The organism is Leyella stercorea (genome assembly GCF_021531655.1).
The window spans coordinates 87,683-105,047 of sequence record NZ_JADYUF010000005.1 but is presented as its reverse complement, the minus strand read 5'-3'; the positions used below and the strand labels follow the sequence as shown (position 1 = coordinate 105,047).

The 17,365-nt window shown below is 36.2% G+C and carries 15 protein-coding genes and 1 pseudogene; 15 read left to right on the top strand and 1 reads right to left on the bottom strand.

Annotated elements, in window-relative coordinates; genetic code table 11:
* From I6E49_RS02655 to I6E49_RS02600, 12 genes and pseudogenes are all read left to right on the top strand, one after another.
* Positions 1–507: pseudogene (locus tag I6E49_RS02655) on the top strand (hypothetical protein); the annotation flags it as partial.
* Positions 508–553: 46 nt separating this feature from the next.
* The gene (locus I6E49_RS02650; RefSeq protein ID WP_235400286.1) at positions 554–1,507 is read left to right on the top strand and encodes a glycosyltransferase family 2 protein; all 954 of its coding nucleotides are present in this window, start codon (positions 554–556) and stop codon (positions 1,505–1,507) included.
* A gap of 4 nt (positions 1,508–1,511) precedes the next feature.
* The gene (locus I6E49_RS02645; protein WP_235400285.1) at positions 1,512–2,465 is read left to right on the top strand and encodes a glycosyltransferase family 2 protein; all 954 of its coding nucleotides are present in this window, start codon (positions 1,512–1,514) and stop codon (positions 2,463–2,465) included.
* 2 nt (positions 2,466–2,467) lie between these two features.
* Complete coding sequence (locus tag I6E49_RS02640; RefSeq protein ID WP_235400284.1) at positions 2,468–3,643, top strand: glycosyltransferase; 1,176 nt, start codon at positions 2,468–2,470, stop codon at positions 3,641–3,643.
* Positions 3,644–3,646: 3 nt separating this feature from the next.
* Entirely contained in the window at positions 3,647–5,047 is a 1,401-nt protein-coding gene (gene wzy / locus I6E49_RS02635) for an O-antigen polysaccharide polymerase Wzy (protein WP_235400283.1), read from the top strand.
* Positions 5,040–5,561: an acyltransferase gene (locus I6E49_RS14510; protein ID WP_303645482.1), complete on the top strand. Its 522-nt coding sequence runs from the start codon at positions 5,040–5,042 to the stop codon at positions 5,559–5,561. Before wzy ends, I6E49_RS14510 begins: the two co-directional genes overlap by 8 nt.
* A 6-nt stretch (positions 5,562–5,567) precedes the next feature.
* Entirely contained in the window at positions 5,568–6,671 is a 1,104-nt protein-coding gene (locus I6E49_RS02625; RefSeq protein WP_235400282.1) for a pyridoxal phosphate-dependent aminotransferase, read from the top strand.
* Positions 6,672–6,819: 148 nt separating this feature from the next.
* Positions 6,820–7,836, top strand: coding sequence for an NAD/NADP octopine/nopaline dehydrogenase family protein (locus I6E49_RS02620; RefSeq protein ID WP_235400281.1), 1,017 nt, complete (start codon positions 6,820–6,822; stop codon positions 7,834–7,836).
* An 11-nt stretch (positions 7,837–7,847) separates the two neighbouring features.
* Positions 7,848–8,993, top strand: a complete 1,146-nt coding sequence (locus I6E49_RS02615) for an adenylyltransferase/cytidyltransferase family protein (RefSeq protein ID WP_235400279.1) — start codon at positions 7,848–7,850, stop codon at positions 8,991–8,993.
* Between the two features lie 33 nt (positions 8,994–9,026).
* The gene (locus tag I6E49_RS02610; protein WP_235400277.1) at positions 9,027–10,226 is read left to right on the top strand and encodes a sulfatase-like hydrolase/transferase; all 1,200 of its coding nucleotides are present in this window, start codon (positions 9,027–9,029) and stop codon (positions 10,224–10,226) included.
* Positions 10,227–10,229: 3 nt separating this feature from the next.
* Complete coding sequence (locus I6E49_RS02605) at positions 10,230–11,045, top strand: glycosyltransferase (RefSeq protein ID WP_235400276.1); 816 nt, start codon at positions 10,230–10,232, stop codon at positions 11,043–11,045.
* A gap of 1 nt (position 11,046) precedes the next feature.
* Entirely contained in the window at positions 11,047–12,108 is a 1,062-nt protein-coding gene (locus I6E49_RS02600) for a nucleotidyltransferase domain-containing protein (RefSeq protein ID WP_235400275.1), read from the top strand.
* A gap of 188 nt (positions 12,109–12,296) precedes the next feature.
* Here I6E49_RS02600 and I6E49_RS02595 read toward each other — a convergent pair whose 3' ends face one another.
* Positions 12,297–13,682, bottom strand: coding sequence for an ATP-binding protein (locus I6E49_RS02595; RefSeq protein ID WP_235400274.1), 1,386 nt, complete (start codon positions 13,680–13,682; stop codon positions 12,297–12,299).
* Between the two features lie 195 nt (positions 13,683–13,877).
* Between I6E49_RS02595 and I6E49_RS02590 the strand changes: the two genes are divergently transcribed.
* The 3 genes from I6E49_RS02590 to I6E49_RS14555 all read left to right on the top strand — a co-directional run bounded on the left by I6E49_RS02590 (position 13,878) and on the right by I6E49_RS14555 (position 17,056).
* Positions 13,878–15,167 (top strand): DegT/DnrJ/EryC1/StrS family aminotransferase, encoded by a 1,290-nt coding sequence (locus I6E49_RS02590; RefSeq protein WP_235400273.1) that lies wholly within the window; start codon positions 13,878–13,880, stop codon positions 15,165–15,167.
* Between the two features lie 160 nt (positions 15,168–15,327).
* Entirely contained in the window at positions 15,328–15,921 is a 594-nt protein-coding gene (locus I6E49_RS02585) for a sugar transferase (RefSeq protein WP_235400272.1), read from the top strand.
* A gap of 889 nt (positions 15,922–16,810) precedes the next feature.
* Positions 16,811–17,056 (top strand): DUF3791 domain-containing protein, encoded by a 246-nt coding sequence (locus I6E49_RS14555; protein ID WP_308268464.1) that lies wholly within the window; start codon positions 16,811–16,813, stop codon positions 17,054–17,056.
* The last annotated feature ends 309 nt before the right edge of the window (positions 17,057–17,365 follow it).

Below are 17,365 nucleotides of genomic sequence, written 5' to 3'. Positions count from 1 at the left end.
GATTATGATATAAGATTTCCCAATAATATAATTCTATGGGAAGATTTGTATGTAGTATGTTCTTTATTGACCCATACTATTAAATGTGCATATTTGCCTAAGGTTTTATATCATTACGATTTAATCCTTAACAATAATAGTATTGTTCGTTACCCGACATTGAAGGGCCTAAATTCGCAAATCTATTTTATAAACCATTTCATAAGTTATGGTTACCCTGTAGAATGGCTTTATGAGTCAATGGTTTCTACAAAAATTCTGGCTTATAGATCAGGTTTATTGAAACATAACGAAATTATAGACTTGTTTGCTGAAGTAAATGACAAATACATTAAAAGTAATAGTTATTCAAGTTTGCTGCAAAAAGGGCTAGCAGCATTGCTTAAGAAGAATTATTTGGCTTCACAGTTTTATTTGAAGATGTACAGTTTACGTATGTATCTGACAGAATTATTGAAAAGTAACGATATCATATTATACATCTACAAAAAGATAAAGGGAAGATAGAGTGCCTCTTATTTATTGTTAAAAGCTATAGTTATAATATTCAGATATGCCAAAAGTAAGTGTAATAATTCCCGTTTATGGGGTTGAGAAATATATAGAGCGTTGTGCTCGTAGTCTGTTTGAACAGACTCTTGATGGTATTGAATATATTTTTGTTGATGATTGTTCGCCAGACAAATCGATAGCTATTCTTGAAAATATCATTAAAGAATATCAACCACGCTTAAAAAAAGAGCATAAAAATGTACGTATTGAAAGATTGTCGAAAAATTGCGGTTTACCAAATGTACGTAGATATGGAATCAATCTGGCGACAGGTGATTATATAGCGCATTGCGACTCTGACGATTGGGTGGATGTACATATGTATGAGGAAATGTATAATAAAGCTATCGAGGAAGATGCAGATGTTGTGGTGTGTGATTTCTGTTCAACGGATTGTGAAAATGAGCAGTATTCTAAAGGGCTTATTTCTAAAGAAAGAGAAAATGTCATTGTGGATGTTCTTTTATGGAGAATAGCTGGTTGCTTATGGAATAAACTTGTTAGACGGAAAGAATATACAGACCATGATTTAAATTATCCTACTCATAATATGGGTGAAGATGCAGCCCTTATTGTGCAAATATTATGGAACGCAAAACGGATTTCTTACTTGCCTGAACCATTTTATTATTATTATATGAATCAGACATCAATTACTAAAGATGTCTCCGATGATAATAAAATTCGACAGCGTTTTCTGCAAGCAACTGCTAATGTAGAGATTATAGAGCAATTCCTCGATGGTAAAGCCACTGGAAAGATCAAGGATGCTTTGACAAAATATATTTTTGAGCAGAGTTATTTGTTAGTTTCACTGGCAAGGAAAAACAAAGAGGACCTTTCGATATGGAGGAGAAGTGTTGGTAAAATAAGGTCGCGTGTATATAAGTGTTCATATTTGTCGATTAAAAATAAACTGGTGTTTTACTTCCTTTTGTTTAAAAGTGTAATTTAATATTATGGTAACAATAGTGATACCTTGCTATAACGTAGCTAAATATATAAAAAGGTGTATAGATTCATTAGTTGATCAGTCGTTTCAAAAGTTTAAAGTGATTCTTGTAGACGATAAGTCAACGGATGATACTTATCAATATCTACTTCAATTGCAGGCAACTTCAGGGTTGGATATAATGGTTTTGCAGAACTCATGCAATAGTGGACCAGCTGTCAGTAGAAATAAGGGAATATTAGAGGCTGATACTAAATACATAACCTTTTGTGATAGTGATGATTGGTATGAACCAGATTTCTTGAAAACAATGGTTAGTTTGCTTGAGGATAATGCTGCAGATATGGCATTTTGTGGATATAAGGTAGTTGATGAACATGGTAATTCCCAATCCCGTCCTGTCTATAATCGTTCGGGATTGATTAGTAGAGAAGAGGCTTTCTGCCTTGATGCCGATTCGCTTTGTATGCTTATGGTGAAGACAGACATTATGAAGGATACTCTTTTGCCGGATTTGCGCAATGGAGAGGATGTTGCTACAGTTCCACTTCTTATGGCTAAAGCAAATAGGTATGCAGCAACTGTGTCATGTCTATACAACTATTTTAGAAGATCGGATTCGGCATCGGAAAGGCCAACAATGAAAGCAGTAGAATCGCTTGTGTGTTCGTATAGATATGTTCAAGAGAATTTTCCTGATGAATATATTAAAGAGAAAGAATTCTTAGGAATAAAGAACTTACTTTATTCTACCATCATTACGCTTTTTAGTTGTTCTAATGACAAGCGTACGGCAAAAGAATTATTGAATGAGTTTGAGACTATCTATCCAAATTGGAAAAACAATCTATATATAACTTCTTTACGAATATATAAGAAGGTGATATTACGTATGGTTTCGTTGAAACTTTTTGGTGTTGTTAGATTGGTTGCTATTCTACGAAATGTAATTTTTAGATAGATATGGTTAGAAAAATAAAAACATTAGTTGTTATTGATAATCTCTACACTGGAGGTGTTGCAACTTCACTTTATAATTATCTTTATTTTGCACATGAGTTAATGGATATTCATTTGCTGGTTTTTGATAAGGATAGTATTGATAAAACCAAGGTTCCAGATAATGTAGAGATTGTAACTCCAGATAAGGGACTTCATATATTGGGCAAAAATCATTCAAGAATCAAGCAAGAGTCATTTCTTATGATGTTATATAGGTTGATAATGATATTCCTTGCTCGTAATATAAATGGCGTTGTATCTCGAATGATATTATGGCCATTTGTAAAAAGGCAGTCTGGTTATGATCTTGCAATAGCATATGCACAAGATGATAGTTATAAATCAATTTCTAAAGGGTGTATTGATTATATTATTAAGCGAGTTGTTGCTAAACATAAGTCTGTTATTGTCCATTGTGACTATAAAAACTTTGGAGGTTATGATCTAAGGCAGATTAACATGTTCAAGAAACTAAATTCAATAATTTGTGTTTCAGATTCTTGCAAGAGAAATTTTATAGAGTGCTTTCCAAATCTTAGAGATAAAACTATTGTTTGTGAGAATTTTACTAATGTTGATGCAATTCGTAAGTTGGCAGCAGAAGGTGTATCTTACCCAACAGAAACTGTGAATTTTGTTTCTGTTTGTAGGTTGAGTGAGGTAAAAGGGTTATATAGAACAATTGAGGCTTTGGGTGAGTTGAGAGATAACGGTATTGTTAATTTTACATGGACAATAGTAGGTAATGGTCCAGAATATGAAAAATTAAATTGTATAATTAAGGAAAAACAACTAACTTCAAAAATAACACTAGTTGGCAACAAAGAAAATCCATATCCATATATTAAGCATGCTTCATATTTTGTATTACCTTCACTCCATGAAGCTGCCCCTATGGTTTATGGAGAAGCTGCAAGTTTAGGCGTGCCAGTACTTTCAACAGAAACATGCTCAGCAATTGAACTTGTACAAGAAAGAGAAATTGGGGTTGTTGTACCTAATAATTATGATGGCTTGTTGCAAGGGTTAAGGAAATTAATTATGAATCCGAATAGTATCCATATTAAGAATAATATGGATTTCAACAAGTTTGCTATGATACAATTGAAAAACTTTATTGAATCCATAAAAAACTAAAATATGCATAAAAAATTATTTGCACTATTATATGGCTTAATAGCATTAGTATGTTGTTGGGTAGCTTTTTCTTCTGGTTATACTATTTCATCTTTAGAAAAGGTTGGTTATTGTTCTTCAATAATCTTATTTGCATATCTATATATAGATTTTAAAATAAATAAAAGATTTACATATTCTGCACTTTTTGTCATAATATTATATTTGTTTCATTTTGGCCAGTTAGTTTTGTTGACTTTTTTTTCAGGCTCTTATGAACATATACGAATATTATTATTACTGGATACAAATCATGTTTTGTATGGCTTCAGAATAATGACCGCATCTTTGGCTGCATTGTGTCTGGGTATTTTATGGAAATCGGCAGGATATATAAATAGAAAAGAGAATGAAAAACAATACAATGTTGATTGGATAAAATTATCAAAACGCATTATTTATGCGACCTTTTTTGTTAAGTTAGCTCTTGATATAACTACATTATTTATTTCCTTAACAGCAGGAGGAGATGCGGCTAGATTGTTCGTAAATACATTTCCCAATGTATTGCTTTTTTATGGCAAGATTTCTTTATTAGGCTTTGCCATATTGCTCGTGTCTCTTAAATATCAGCCACAAAAACAGAAAAGACTTTTTTTCTTTATTATTGGTTATATATTAATAATGATGTTAAGTGGTATTCGAAGTGAGAATGTAGGATATCTTGCTATTTTCCTTTTTCTATACTTGCAAACGCGATTAAAACCGTTGAAAGTTAGGCAATTCATATTGTATGGAGTTTATGCATTCTTTGGTTTGACATTTATAGTAGCCGTTGGACAATTCCGTAATTATACAAATAAGAGCTTTGATTCCTTTTCTGATTTGACAGATGAATTATTGACAAAACAAAATGTAGTGTTAGGATTGTTTGATACATGTGGTGACACCGGTTATACGGCACATGAGACATTGAACGCTTATTTACCTCAATTTGGTCCTTCATATGGTGATGCATATTATAAGGGTATAACTGCTGTTATTCCCAATTTGTTGCCGTCAATAATAGATTTTGGCGCAATTACAGAGTCTTCATCATGTCCTATTAAATTGCAACAGTCTAATGTCTTGAATAGAGATTATCTGAATATTGGTGGCTCATTTTTAGCTGAACTGTATATGAATTTTGGTGTGTGTGGTGGAGTTGTAATGTGTTTTATATGGGGCTTATTCTTTGGATGGGTCGGGAAAAAATCAGCTGTTGCTTTTGAGCAAGATAATATATACCAACTAATTATTTTGATTCCTATAATGCTAGCCTCAATATATTGGGTTAGAAGTTATTTTGGTGGAGGTGTTAGAGAGGTCGTCTGGGATATTTTGTTTGGGTTATTAATATTAAAAAAAATGTCTAAATATGCGTAAGATTCTTGCATGTATATGTTATGTCCTTTATATTACTATCGGTAAGCATTTGCCTACATTTCGTAATAGTTATAAAGATCTATTTGTGTTCATACGTTTTTGTCTTGTTAGAGGATATGTTGAAAAATGTGGTAATAAAGTAAATGTTCAACCACATACTACAATAGCAAGACGTGTTTGTATTGGAGATTTCTCAGGTATAGGACGCAAAAGTCTTGTTTCGGGGGGGGTAAAAATAGGCAAGCATGTTATGATGGGGCCTGAAGTCCTTATCTATACGCAAAATCATGATTTTAGTAGAACAGACATAACTATGGATCAACAAGGCTGGTCTGAAGAAAAACCTGTAGTTATCGAAGATGATGTTTGGATAGGGTCACGAGTTACAATACTTCCTGGTGTAACTATAGGCAAAGGCAGTGTTATTGGTGCTTCTGCTGTTGTGACTAAATCAGTTCCTCCATATAGTGTGGTTGCAGGTAATCCTGCAAAAATAGTAAAGACAAGAAAATAAAGACAAATGAATAAAAACTTATTGACAGAGGATGATAAATTCCTCAAAAAATATTATAGCCGTTACGGAGGCTTTTGGGTATATCCAGATATGCTGGACTATTGTTATCTTGTAAATCCATACTTTAATCGGTCTAAGATTATTGACGAGATGCAGGATAACTTCCGTATGCTTGTATCTGAATATCCTGCAGGTATGGCTGTTAATAGCAAACTCGCAAGTGAATGCTGGAATGTAAAAGAAGAATATATAATTCCTGGTAATGGTGCAGCTGAACTGATAAAGGCATTAATGGAGAACCTTGAAGGAAATGTGGGAGTTGTGCGCCCAACCTTTGAGGAGTATCCAAATCGTTTGCCAAATGAGCAGGTTGTTACTTTCGTTCCTCATAATGACAGCTTCCGTTATGATGCAGATGATATGATAGAATTCTTTGGTAACAATCCTGTAGATACTGTCTTGTTGATAAATCCAGACAACCCATCGGGTAACTTTATTCCTATGAGTGGAGTGCATAAACTGGCTCAATGGTGTGAAGACAATATGGTCCGCTTGATTCTTGATGAGAGTTTTGTGGATTTCAGCGTTGGTTTTAAGGATAATACTTTTATTAATAATAATATTTTGGAAAAGTATCCTCATACATGTGTAATGAAGTCTATCTCCAAGAGCTATGGTGTGCCTGGCCTTCGTCTCGGTATTCTGTGTAGTGCAGACACTGCTCTCATTGCAAAAATGAAGAAACAAGTTAGCATATGGAATATCAATTCATTTGCCGAGTTCTTTATGCAGATATACCCAAAATATCGTGAAGATTATGAGCTTGCTTGCGAACATTTTATTAAGGCTCGTGAAGACTTTGAGATTGAGTTGAGAAAGATTCCTTTCATAAGGGTAATGCCATCGCAAGCAAACTATTTCTTCTTGGAAGTATTGCCTCCTTATAAGCCTAAAGAACTCTGCGCCATTCTCTTGAAAGAGTATAATATACTTGCAAGTGCTTGTCTCGCTAAGAAGGGTATTGAGTCAAATAAGTATATGCGTATAGCTGTCCGCAATCATGGCGACAATGCAAAGTTTATTGATGCTATGCGTGAATTGATAAAATAAAAATAAGATAAACAGTGAAAATCATTTCAGAACAATTGATACGTTCTCTGGGTATTTTCCATAAAGAGGATGTTCCAAATATCGAAATAGTAAAGGAGATTGATAAATTTTGGGTCTGAAATGGTTTTCTGAATAAAAAGAAAACATTATGTTAACAATATGTATATGTGGAGGAGGTTCGCTTGGACATGTGATTGCGGGATGGCTTTCAGCTCGCAATCATGCAAAGGTAAACATTCTCACTAATCGACCAGAAAAATGGAATTATGAGATAGAGGTTGATACTCCAGATGGATCTGTTCTTAAAGGAAAGATTTCTATGATTAGTAAATATCCAGAGAAGGTTGTCCCTATGGCAGATGTTGTCCTCTTATGTCTTCCTGGATTCTTAATAAAAGAAGAACTTGAAAAATTGAAGCATGTTCTTCCACCAAATGCATTTGTAGGGAGTGTGTTTTCTTCAACTGGTTTTTTCTTTGAGGCTCAAAAAATATTGAGTGATAATCAGCCATTGTGGGGATTTCAGCGAGTACCATTTATTTCGCGTGTTGAGGAATATGGAAAATCAGCTCATCTTCTTGGTTATAAGAATGCTCATAATATTGCAGTAGAATCAGTGTCAGACGAAGAAAAAACAAACTTTGCGTTGTTAATGCAGGAGTGGTTTGAACGACCAGTTAAATTGTTGAAGAATTATTATGAAGCAAGTTTAACAAACAGTAATCCTCTTCTTCATACTTCTCGGCTTTATACAATGTTTGGAGGTGAAAATGAGGGTAAAGTTTATTCTCGCATGCAATTGTTCTATGAAGAATGGACAGAAGAAGCTGCTGATCTTTACATTAAGATGGATGCTGAATTCTTTAGTTTGTTGAAAGTTCTTCCTGTTACGGAGGGTTTTCTTCCAACAGCACTTGATTATTATGAGAGCTATGATGCAAAATCACTTGCTGCAAAATTATCTTCAATTGAAGGGTTTAAAGGTATCACTTCACCTATGGTAAAAGTTGATGATGGTTGGATTGCTGATTTTAATAGCAGATATTTTACCGAGGATTTTCCATATGGATTAAAGTACATTTGGCAGTTAGCGCACAAGAATGATATCTCTTGTCCTAACATAGACAAGGTTTATGTTTGGGGCATGAGTAAAATAGAAAAATAAATTATTTGTTTATGTCACATATAAAAACTTCAAAAGGATTTCTTGAATACAAAAGCCATCTTCTTTACTTTGGCGACAAGGTTATGAATAAGGAGGTGATGCTTGATAATTTGCGGGTGCTTGCACTCTATATGGACAAGATAGATATCAATTGGGGACCTGCATTTGGAACACTAATTGGTATTGTGAGAAATGATGATTTTCAGCCTTGGAAGCCATTGTTTGATATTTATATCCTTAAGGAGGATGAAGAACGCTTTAAGGATATTCTCTGGCTGATGATGGAAGTTGGTTTTAATCTTGTTCGTTATGAGCGTCGGGGACTCTATATTTTGGAACGAAATGAGGAGTATATCAAAGTCTTCGTGCTTCATAAAATCAGTAGTGATGTTCGCCATACGGGGGGCTCAGATTTTATTCACGAAAAGTATTTGCAAAATACTGTAAAGTGGGATTTCAAGGGTATATTATTGAATGTACCTGTAGACGTTGACGAATATCTAACATTCCAATATGGGGAGGATTGGATTACTCCCAAGCAAACTATTACCTACTCAAAAGGATTGATTCCTCAATGGATTCATTGGATGCAGACGAAACTTCAAGATATAATGCCTGATTGCATGTATTATTCTTGGTTGCTTCATCATCGACAAAAGGACTTTAGTAGGTTTAAAACTCGTTGTGATAAGGCAGGAATTCCTCTTCCCGAGAATGTGCAGTTAGCTAATATGAAGCCCCGTAAGTACAAGAAGGTGCTTACTGTAGGAGTATATGATCTCCTTCATAAGGGACATGTTGAACTTTATCGTCGTGCAAAAGGTTTGGGAGATTATCTAATTGTGGCAGCGCAAGATAGCGATTTTATTTTAAAGTATAAACCTACAGCAAAAGTGCTCAATTCTACAGAAGATCGCAAGTATATGATTAAAGCCATTCGTTATGTGGATGAGGTGATAACTTATACAGATGTAGACAAAATTGTGCAAGAAGTTGACTTTGATGTTTTTGTTACAGGTCCAGATCAATGTCATGAAGGTTTTCAACGTGCTATTCAGTGGTGTGAAGAACATGGCAAGGAACACATTGTTCTTGGTCGTACTGATGGCGTTAGTTCAAGTGAATTGAAAGCAAAGATTGCAGCAAAGAAAGGCTAATGAATCAATGTTTAAATCTTGTATGGAATAAATATGAATAAACAAAAAAAATATATTATCCTGTCAAAGGATGCAATGTGTACGGATTATCTGAAGTGCTATTCTTTTGGGAAAGAGTGTACGCCTACTCCCAATATTGATGAATTAGCAGAAAACGGTACTGTTTTTACAAATTATTATGCCGCTGGAGCCTCAACTGTAATGGCGTTTTATAGCATGTGTACTGGGCAATATAGTTTTCAGAGTAATACACAGGTCTATGAAAGAAAAAGTAAACCATATGATGGAGATACTCTCTTTACTAAATTGAAAGAGATAGGATATACTCAGCGTCATATTATTTGGAGTGATGGGTGGGAAACTCTTCCAAAATTTGAGGACTACTTTCATAATGATGTGGAATTGCATACTATAAATCATTTACGTTCATTAGTTGTTGGTAAGAATGTAAGTGAGGATTCTAATGTAGACGAGCAGTTGGCAGAACAATTCTTACACAAAATAGAAAAGATAATTGTTGATATCTTGGCTAAGGGAGAAAGAACCTTTATTTGGTTGCATTTGCCTCACGTTATAGCAGGTCGTGCGGGATATGGTTCTGATATGGATCTTTTTGACAGATATGTTGGAATGGTAAGAAAGTATTTCCAGGATGATGAAATTACAATTACGGCAGATCATGGTAATATGAACGGACATAGAGGTAAATTGGCGTATGCTTATGATGTTTATGATCCTGTAGTGAGAATTCCTTTTATACGCCCACGAGTAGGGGGAATGCACGTGTGCAAGGATTATGTTTCTTCAACTCAATTCTATAATCTTATATTCGAGGATTTGGTTCCAAAGGAGGATTTTATTTACTCCGAAACTGCTTATAAGGCACAAAAGCACAGAAAGCTTGCTATATTGTATAAGGGTTATAAGTATATCTATAATAAGGCAGATAATACCGAAGAATTGTATGATATGGAATTGAATCCGGAGGAGAGTCTTTCGCTTGTGTCTGAGAAAATATATGATCCAGATAGAAAAATCAACGTATATATTAGGGATCAGTATTATTACCCGAAATGGAAAGAGGCGCATGAGGCTTATAAAGTGCTTCATGATGAGAAGGAACGTATCTGGCAGAACGGTGATTTGAAGTATGTGCTCCAAGAATTTGTGAAGAGCAAGTTGCGACCTTTGAAAGATGCTTACATACAGTTTAAATTTCAGAAAGGAGAATAGGATATGAACAACTCTATTGCAGTCATTATGTCGCTTTACAAAAATGATAGGTTGGATTTTGTAAAGTTGGCGGTTGAAAGTATTCTTCATCAGACTTATAGTAATTTTGATTTTTATATTCAGTACGATGGGGTGATATGTGAGGAGGTAGATGCTTTCTTATCCAACATATCTGATGAACGTGTCAAGATTTATCGACGGTCGGAAAATAAAGGATTGGCGCATTCTCTTAATGATTTGCTCCAAATTGTAATGCCTAAGGGATATGAGTTTATAGCTCGTATGGATGCGGACGATATCAGTGAGCCGAATCGTTTTGAACGTCAATTGTACTATTTCGAAAGTCATCCTGAAGTGGAATGCTTGGGAACTTGGGCTGTAGAGATTATGAGTGATGGTAGTGAATATTACCGCAAACAAATGCCTGTAACTCATGAAGAATGTAGAAAATTGTTTCGTAAGCGCGATTGCATGATTCATCCTACGGTTATGTTTCGTCGTTCTTACATAGAAAAAGCAGGTTTGTATTCTCTTGATACCTATTTTGGTGAAGACACTATGATGTGGGCACAGGGCTTTGCTGCTGGGTGTACGTTTGCCAATGTGCCTGAATATTTGTTTAGATTCAGATTGGATGATAAGTTCTTTACGCGTAGAAGAGGTTGGAAACATGCAATGAATATATTTTTGCTTCGTCATAGAGTAAATAAAATGCTGCATTATGGCATGGTTGCAGATTTATGGGCGTTGGCTTATGCTGGTGCTAAGATGATGCCAACTTGCATTTTGAATATTTTGTACAAAACAGTGAGAAAATAAAATGCTAAGACTTGAATCGTCTCATCATATTTTATTTGCTCTTATTCGGAATCTGTTCATGCCTGGCTTTTTGGATGAGGTTTCTTTCCAAAACATTACCAGAAATGAGTGGACTAAAATAAGAGAAATGGCAATTACTCAAGGATTGTCAGGCGTGTGCTTGGATTCATTTGAGAGATTGCCAACTTATAACCGTCCGAATTCAGCGGTTTTATTGCCTTGGATTGGAAGTGCTTTAGCTATTGAGCGTAGCTATTATTATCAATTGAAGGTTTTAAAACGCTTTGTAAACCTCATGCGGGATAATGGGGTCAAAGTTCTTTTGCTGAAAGGTTATGAGCTAAGTAAATATTATCCAGTACCGTCTCATCGCCCAAGTGGTGATATTGATGTGTATTTAATGGGGAGTTATGAAAAAGGAATTGATATTGTTAGGCAGTTAGGTATAAATATTGAACATGAAGATGATAAGCATTGTTCTTTTGTGTTTTATGGTGTTGTTGTAGAAAACCATAAGACTCTTTTGGCAATAAACCAGTATTCTGCCGATAAAATTTCAGAGGAGCAGATAATGAAGAACATAGAATATCTGGATTTCCAACCCGAGGGTTATTACACTTTAAAACCTTTGAATAATTATATTTTCCTACTTAGGCATCTTGCAAGACATTTTGGAAGTGAAGAAGGATATAATTCACGTCAGTTGCTTGATATAATGTTATTTCTTTCAAAGAACAAGAATAATATTGATAAACATGATTTGCTGCAATGTCTAAAGGAGTCACGAATGGTGAAAACGAATGACCTTTTCCTAACTTTGGGTTTCCAGTTGTTTGGTATTGATTTGTCTGAATTTGTTTTCAATGGTGTGGATGAAAGGTATCAGCAGTTGGCTTTGCTTGATTTGATTGAGACTAAAGATGTAAAACATCGAGATAAGGATGGAATGTTGGCAAAATGGAAGGAGTTATTTGATATTCGATGGAAATATAAAGTATTGCCAGAATCGTTCTTCGAACGTTTGATTTTTGGATTGAAAAATACGATCAAGCAAAGTTTTTGAATTTAGATTTTGAAGAAAAATTAAATTCAGATATTCATGGAAATACAGGGACGTGGCACACTATAGCACGATTGGCTATGTGTGGCAGTTTGTGTATGGATTCTTAAGATGAAAAGAGTGATAAAGTTGAATCACATGGATTTTGTGCTGAATGTAAATAAAGCAGCACAAAATCCATGTGGGATAGTTTACTGAGGATTGGATGTTGTGGATCTTATTATCTGTGAAACGGCATAGAGAGGGAAAACGTTGACGTGACGAACGGTATCGGCATTTTCCTTGCCGGTGTAACTAAATTCTCCGAAATTCTCTAATGAGCAACGAACGGCTTCGGTGATATGCTTTTCACGCATAAAAGCCCACAAACTTTTCATTCCACCTTGACTGCCTGCTTTGACTTCAATGGGGAGAATATTAAGATGTGATGGCAGGAGATAGTCGATTTCTGCTAATGAATTCTTTGACAAGCGTACCCAATAATATAACTCATGCCGTAAGTTGGGTGTCATATAGTGAAGCATCTCCAAACCGGCAACAAGCTCTGCCATGGTACCCTTGTTGACAAGGTCGGCTGCTGTGGCTGTAAGTATTTGGGTGGTAAGCATGGTTGTATCTCCTATAGTGATGCCCAAAAGTCGCAGCATAAGTCCACAATCAAAGAATAGAATCTTACGATAGGAATTGTCTGCTTCGCTACCTAAAGGAAGTCCATTGGCACTGGTATGAGTTACGGGGATTAGTAATCCTGCAAGAATGAGCAGGTTGAGCGCACTCTTTACTTCTGCTGTCTTATAGTCGCCTACTTTGGTATAGACAAACTTCTTCGTGGCTTGTACGGCAGCACTACGCAATATGTTGCGAAGTAAATTGACATCAGCCTTTTTCTTGTATTTAGGAAAGTCGTCCTCATAGCTTACAAGTATATCATTTTGAACTTCCTGACAAAGCAAGTAATCGTGAGTCTCAACCCATTTGCCAACACATTCGGGCATTCCTCCTACAAGCATGTATGTGCGAAGAAGACTGACTAACTTTTCGTGCAATGGCTCAGGAAGAGGTGATTGTGAAGATGATGCGTTGCGAGCTTCGAGTAATAGATCTTCGTTGTTGGCAAGAAGAAATTCATCGAAGGTCATTGGATACATAAACATAGAATGGATTCGACCTACGCCAAATGTTGGTAATTCTGCAAGGGCGAACTCTAATAGGGAACCTGCAGCAATGACATGAAGTCGTGGCATGTTCTCCTTGAAGAAACGTAATGACATGATAGCCTCTGGACACTCCTGTATCTCGTCCATAAAAAGAAGTGTCTCGCCTTCTTCTATCCTTGAGCCTGATATTGCAGAAATCTGCATAACGATACGATTGACATTTAGGTCGGGCTGGAAGATAGCTTTGTATTGAGGCTCCATCTCAAAATTTATTTCCAAAAAGTTTTTGAATTGCTTGCCTAAATGACGCACAGCAGAAGACTTGCCTACCTGGCGTGCTCCTCGAAGTAGAATAGGTTTACGTGTATCGCGTGAAGCCCATTCTGATAGATATTTATCTATAATTCTCTTGTAGTACATAGTGATTTGTAAATTGTTGTATTTCAGTGACAAAGATAACGAAATAAAATTATCCAAACAAATAAATTGCCGAAAAATGACATTTTCCAAACAAATAAATTGACGAAAAACGAAATTATCCAAACTAATAAATCGTTGAAAAACGAAATTTTCCAAACAAATAATTTAATCAATTAAATATTTTATAATCATATTATGACAATGAAATTGCGTAATGTGCCTTTCTCTCCGCCTGATATGACGGAGGCTGAGGCTGCAGAAGTGCGTGATGCTATTTTGTCTGGTTGGATTACAACCGGACCGCGCACCAAGAAGTTAGAGAAAGAAGTAGCCGAGTTTATTGGTGTGCAGAAGGCTGTATGCCTTAACTCGCAAACTGCTTGTGGTGAGATGGCTCTTAGATTGCTTGGCATTGGTGAGGGCGACGAGGTGATTGTGCCTGCTTATACCTATACAGCAAGTGCTTCTATTGTGGAACATGTGGGTGCCAAGTTGGTGTTTGTGGATGTGCAGAAGGATTGTCTTGAGATGGACTATGAGGCAGTGGAGAAGGCCATCACTCCTAATACTAAGGCTATCATTCCAGTTGACTTGGCTGGTATTCCTTGCGACTACGACAGACTGTATAGTATCGTGGAAGGCAAGAAGGAGATGTTTACTCCTAAGACCGACTTGCAGAAGATGCTTGGTCGTATTGCCATCTGCTGCGATGCTGCCCATGCTTTCGGTGCATCACGTAAGGGAAAGATGGTGGGAGCTATTGCCGACTTCTCGTCTTTCTCTTTCCATGCTGTGAAGAACTTCACTACTGCTGAGGGTGGTGCCTTGTCGTGGAATCTGCCTTTTGGTAATGAGAAGGTGGTGAAGGACTTGGACAAGAATGTGGATAATACATTTAGTGGTGTGCCTGAGATAGAGGGAGAGACTTGGAATGAGAATCTTTATCGTAAGGCGCAGCTGTTGAGTCTGCATGGTCAGAACAAGGATGCTCTGGCTAAGACTAAACTCGGTGCTTGGGAGTATGACATCATTGGCACTTGGTATAAGTGTAACATGACGGATGTTGTGGCTGCTATCGGACTGGTACAGATGCAGCGCTATAAGGGAATGTTGGAGCGCAGACGCAAGATGATAGAGCGTTATGATGAGGCATTGAGACCTCTGAACGTGGCTGTGCTGAATCATTATGACGAGGAGCATACTTCATCGGGACATCTTTACCTGGTGCGTCTGTTGGGCAGAACACGTGAGGAGACAAACAAGGTGATTGAAAAGATGGCTGAGCGTGGTGTTGCCACTAATGTTCACTATAAGCCGCTGCCTATGATGACAGCCTATAAGAAGTTGGGCTTCGACATCAAGGATTTCCCTAATGCATATCATATGTTTGAGAATGAGATAACTCTGCCGTTGAACACGAAAATGACGGACGAGGACTTGGAATATGTAATAGAGAATTTTGTAGAGATTGTAAATAATTTGTAAAATTCGATTATAAAAGAATGTCAAAGGATATATTTAGGAGGGTATGGCATCCCTGCCATACCCACTAAATAGGTTTTGTACAATCTTGACACGCCCTCCTCCTACAGATTGCCGCTCATATATAAAGATAAAAATGAATACATACTTATATTAAAAATGTATGAAAAGATTATTTGACATAGTTGCCTCTGGTTGTGGATTAATTGTTTTAAGTCCATTATTTCTGATATTGGCTGTTTGGATTAAATTGGATTCTAAAGGTCCGGTGTTTTATAGACAAGTGCGTGTGGGACGTGGAAATAAGGACTTCCGAATTTTTAAGTTCCGCTCAATGCGTGTAGGAGCAGATAAGGGTTCATTAGTGACTATTGGCGGAAGAGACCCTCGTGTGACCCGTTCGGGTTATTATATCCGTAAGTATAAATTTGATGAACTCCCCCAACTTATAAACGTGTTTATCGGTGATATGAGTTTGGTTGGTCCTCGTCCTGAGGTGCGCCATTATGTGAATTACTGGACACCCGAACAGATGCACGTATTGGATGTTCGTCCTGGTATCACAGATCCTGCAAGTATCAAGTTTCGTAATGAGAACGAACTGATGGAGAAGGCTGAGGATCCTGAGGATTACTATATCCATGTGATTATGCAGGAGAAGATAAAGCTGTACTTGGAGTATGTGAAGAACAGCTCGTTCTGGTATGACGTGAAGCTTATCTTCCAAACATTCAAGGTTATTGTAACTGAACGATGAGTACCTTGCTGAATTAGGAGTTGGTTGCCAGAGGCAATTTTGAGTTTTGAGTTTTGAATTTTGAGTTTTGAGTTGTTCGCTGCTTCGCATGCGATGACGAATTGCTCAATTTTGAATTTAACACTTAAACCAAAGAAATTCGTGGTAATTCGTGACAAAAAGATTGCGTGAGTCTTAGTCACAAATTATCGTAAATTAATCATAAATTCTATCGAGATATTCGTTTGATTCGAGTGATTCGTGCTCTATGAAAGAGTTTTGAGTTTTGAATTTTGAGTTTTGAGTTGTTCGCTGCTTCGCATGCGATGACGAATTGCTCAATTTTGAATTTAACACTTAAACCAAAGAAATTCGTGGTAATTCGTGACAAAAAGATTGCGTGAGTCTTAGTCACAAATTATCGTAAATTAATCATAAATTCTATCGAGATATTCGCTTTCGATTCGAGTGATTCGTGTTCTATGAAAGAGTTTTGAATTTTGAGTTTTGAGTTTTGAGTTTTGAGTTGTCGGCTTTGCCGATGAGGAATTATTCAATTTTGAGTTTAACATTAACCAAAGTAATTCATGGATAATTCGTGGTAATTCGTGACAAAAAGATTGCGTGGGTCATAGTCACAAATTATCGTAAATTAATCATAAATTCTATCAAGATATTCGTTTGATTCGAGTGATTCGTGCTCTATGAAAGAGTTTTGAGTTAGGAATTTTGAGTTAGGAATTCTTCTCGGCTTCGCCTGCGATTTGGAATTGAACAATTAGGAATTTGCTCATAATTCTTGCTTTGGTAAGTGTCTTTATGGGCTGAGCGCAACATTCCTTCTAAATCAAAAGATTATGGTAAGAATACTTGTAAATGTCGGGGAAAAAACGTAAATTTGCGTTTGAAGATGAACATAAGTAGTTTGTCCAAATATGATATGATAGCCGATAAGATAGAATATATAATCATGCTCATAAAACTGTTTGCGCGTCATTTCGGTTTGAGCTATATGCAGGCTTTCCGATATGTTAGTCTGCACGATGGAATAGAGTATGCAGAGAGACATTATAACATTTTGCATACTCTGTCGTTTGAGGAACAAGTAGAAGGACTTGCTGCTTTTTGCCGTAAAAAAGGAGGGTTGCTGACATGAAACTATATCATGGGTCTAATGTAAAGGTTGAGAATATTAACCTTAGTAACCTGAGTTCGGGATAAGAAAGTCTTTGTAAAAGTTGGTAATATTCTATTATATAATAAGGTGTAGGAGGACTTGAAAGTGCTACGGCATAACAAAATGCAATAAATATGATAAAAAAAGTGATAAATTATTTGTGAGCTACCGATATTTTCTTACCTTTGTAACCGAAATAAGACGTATCACCATAAATATATTATAAATATGAATTTGTCGTACAACATTATTAGCATTATTATTCGAATTCGACTTTGGAACAATGTC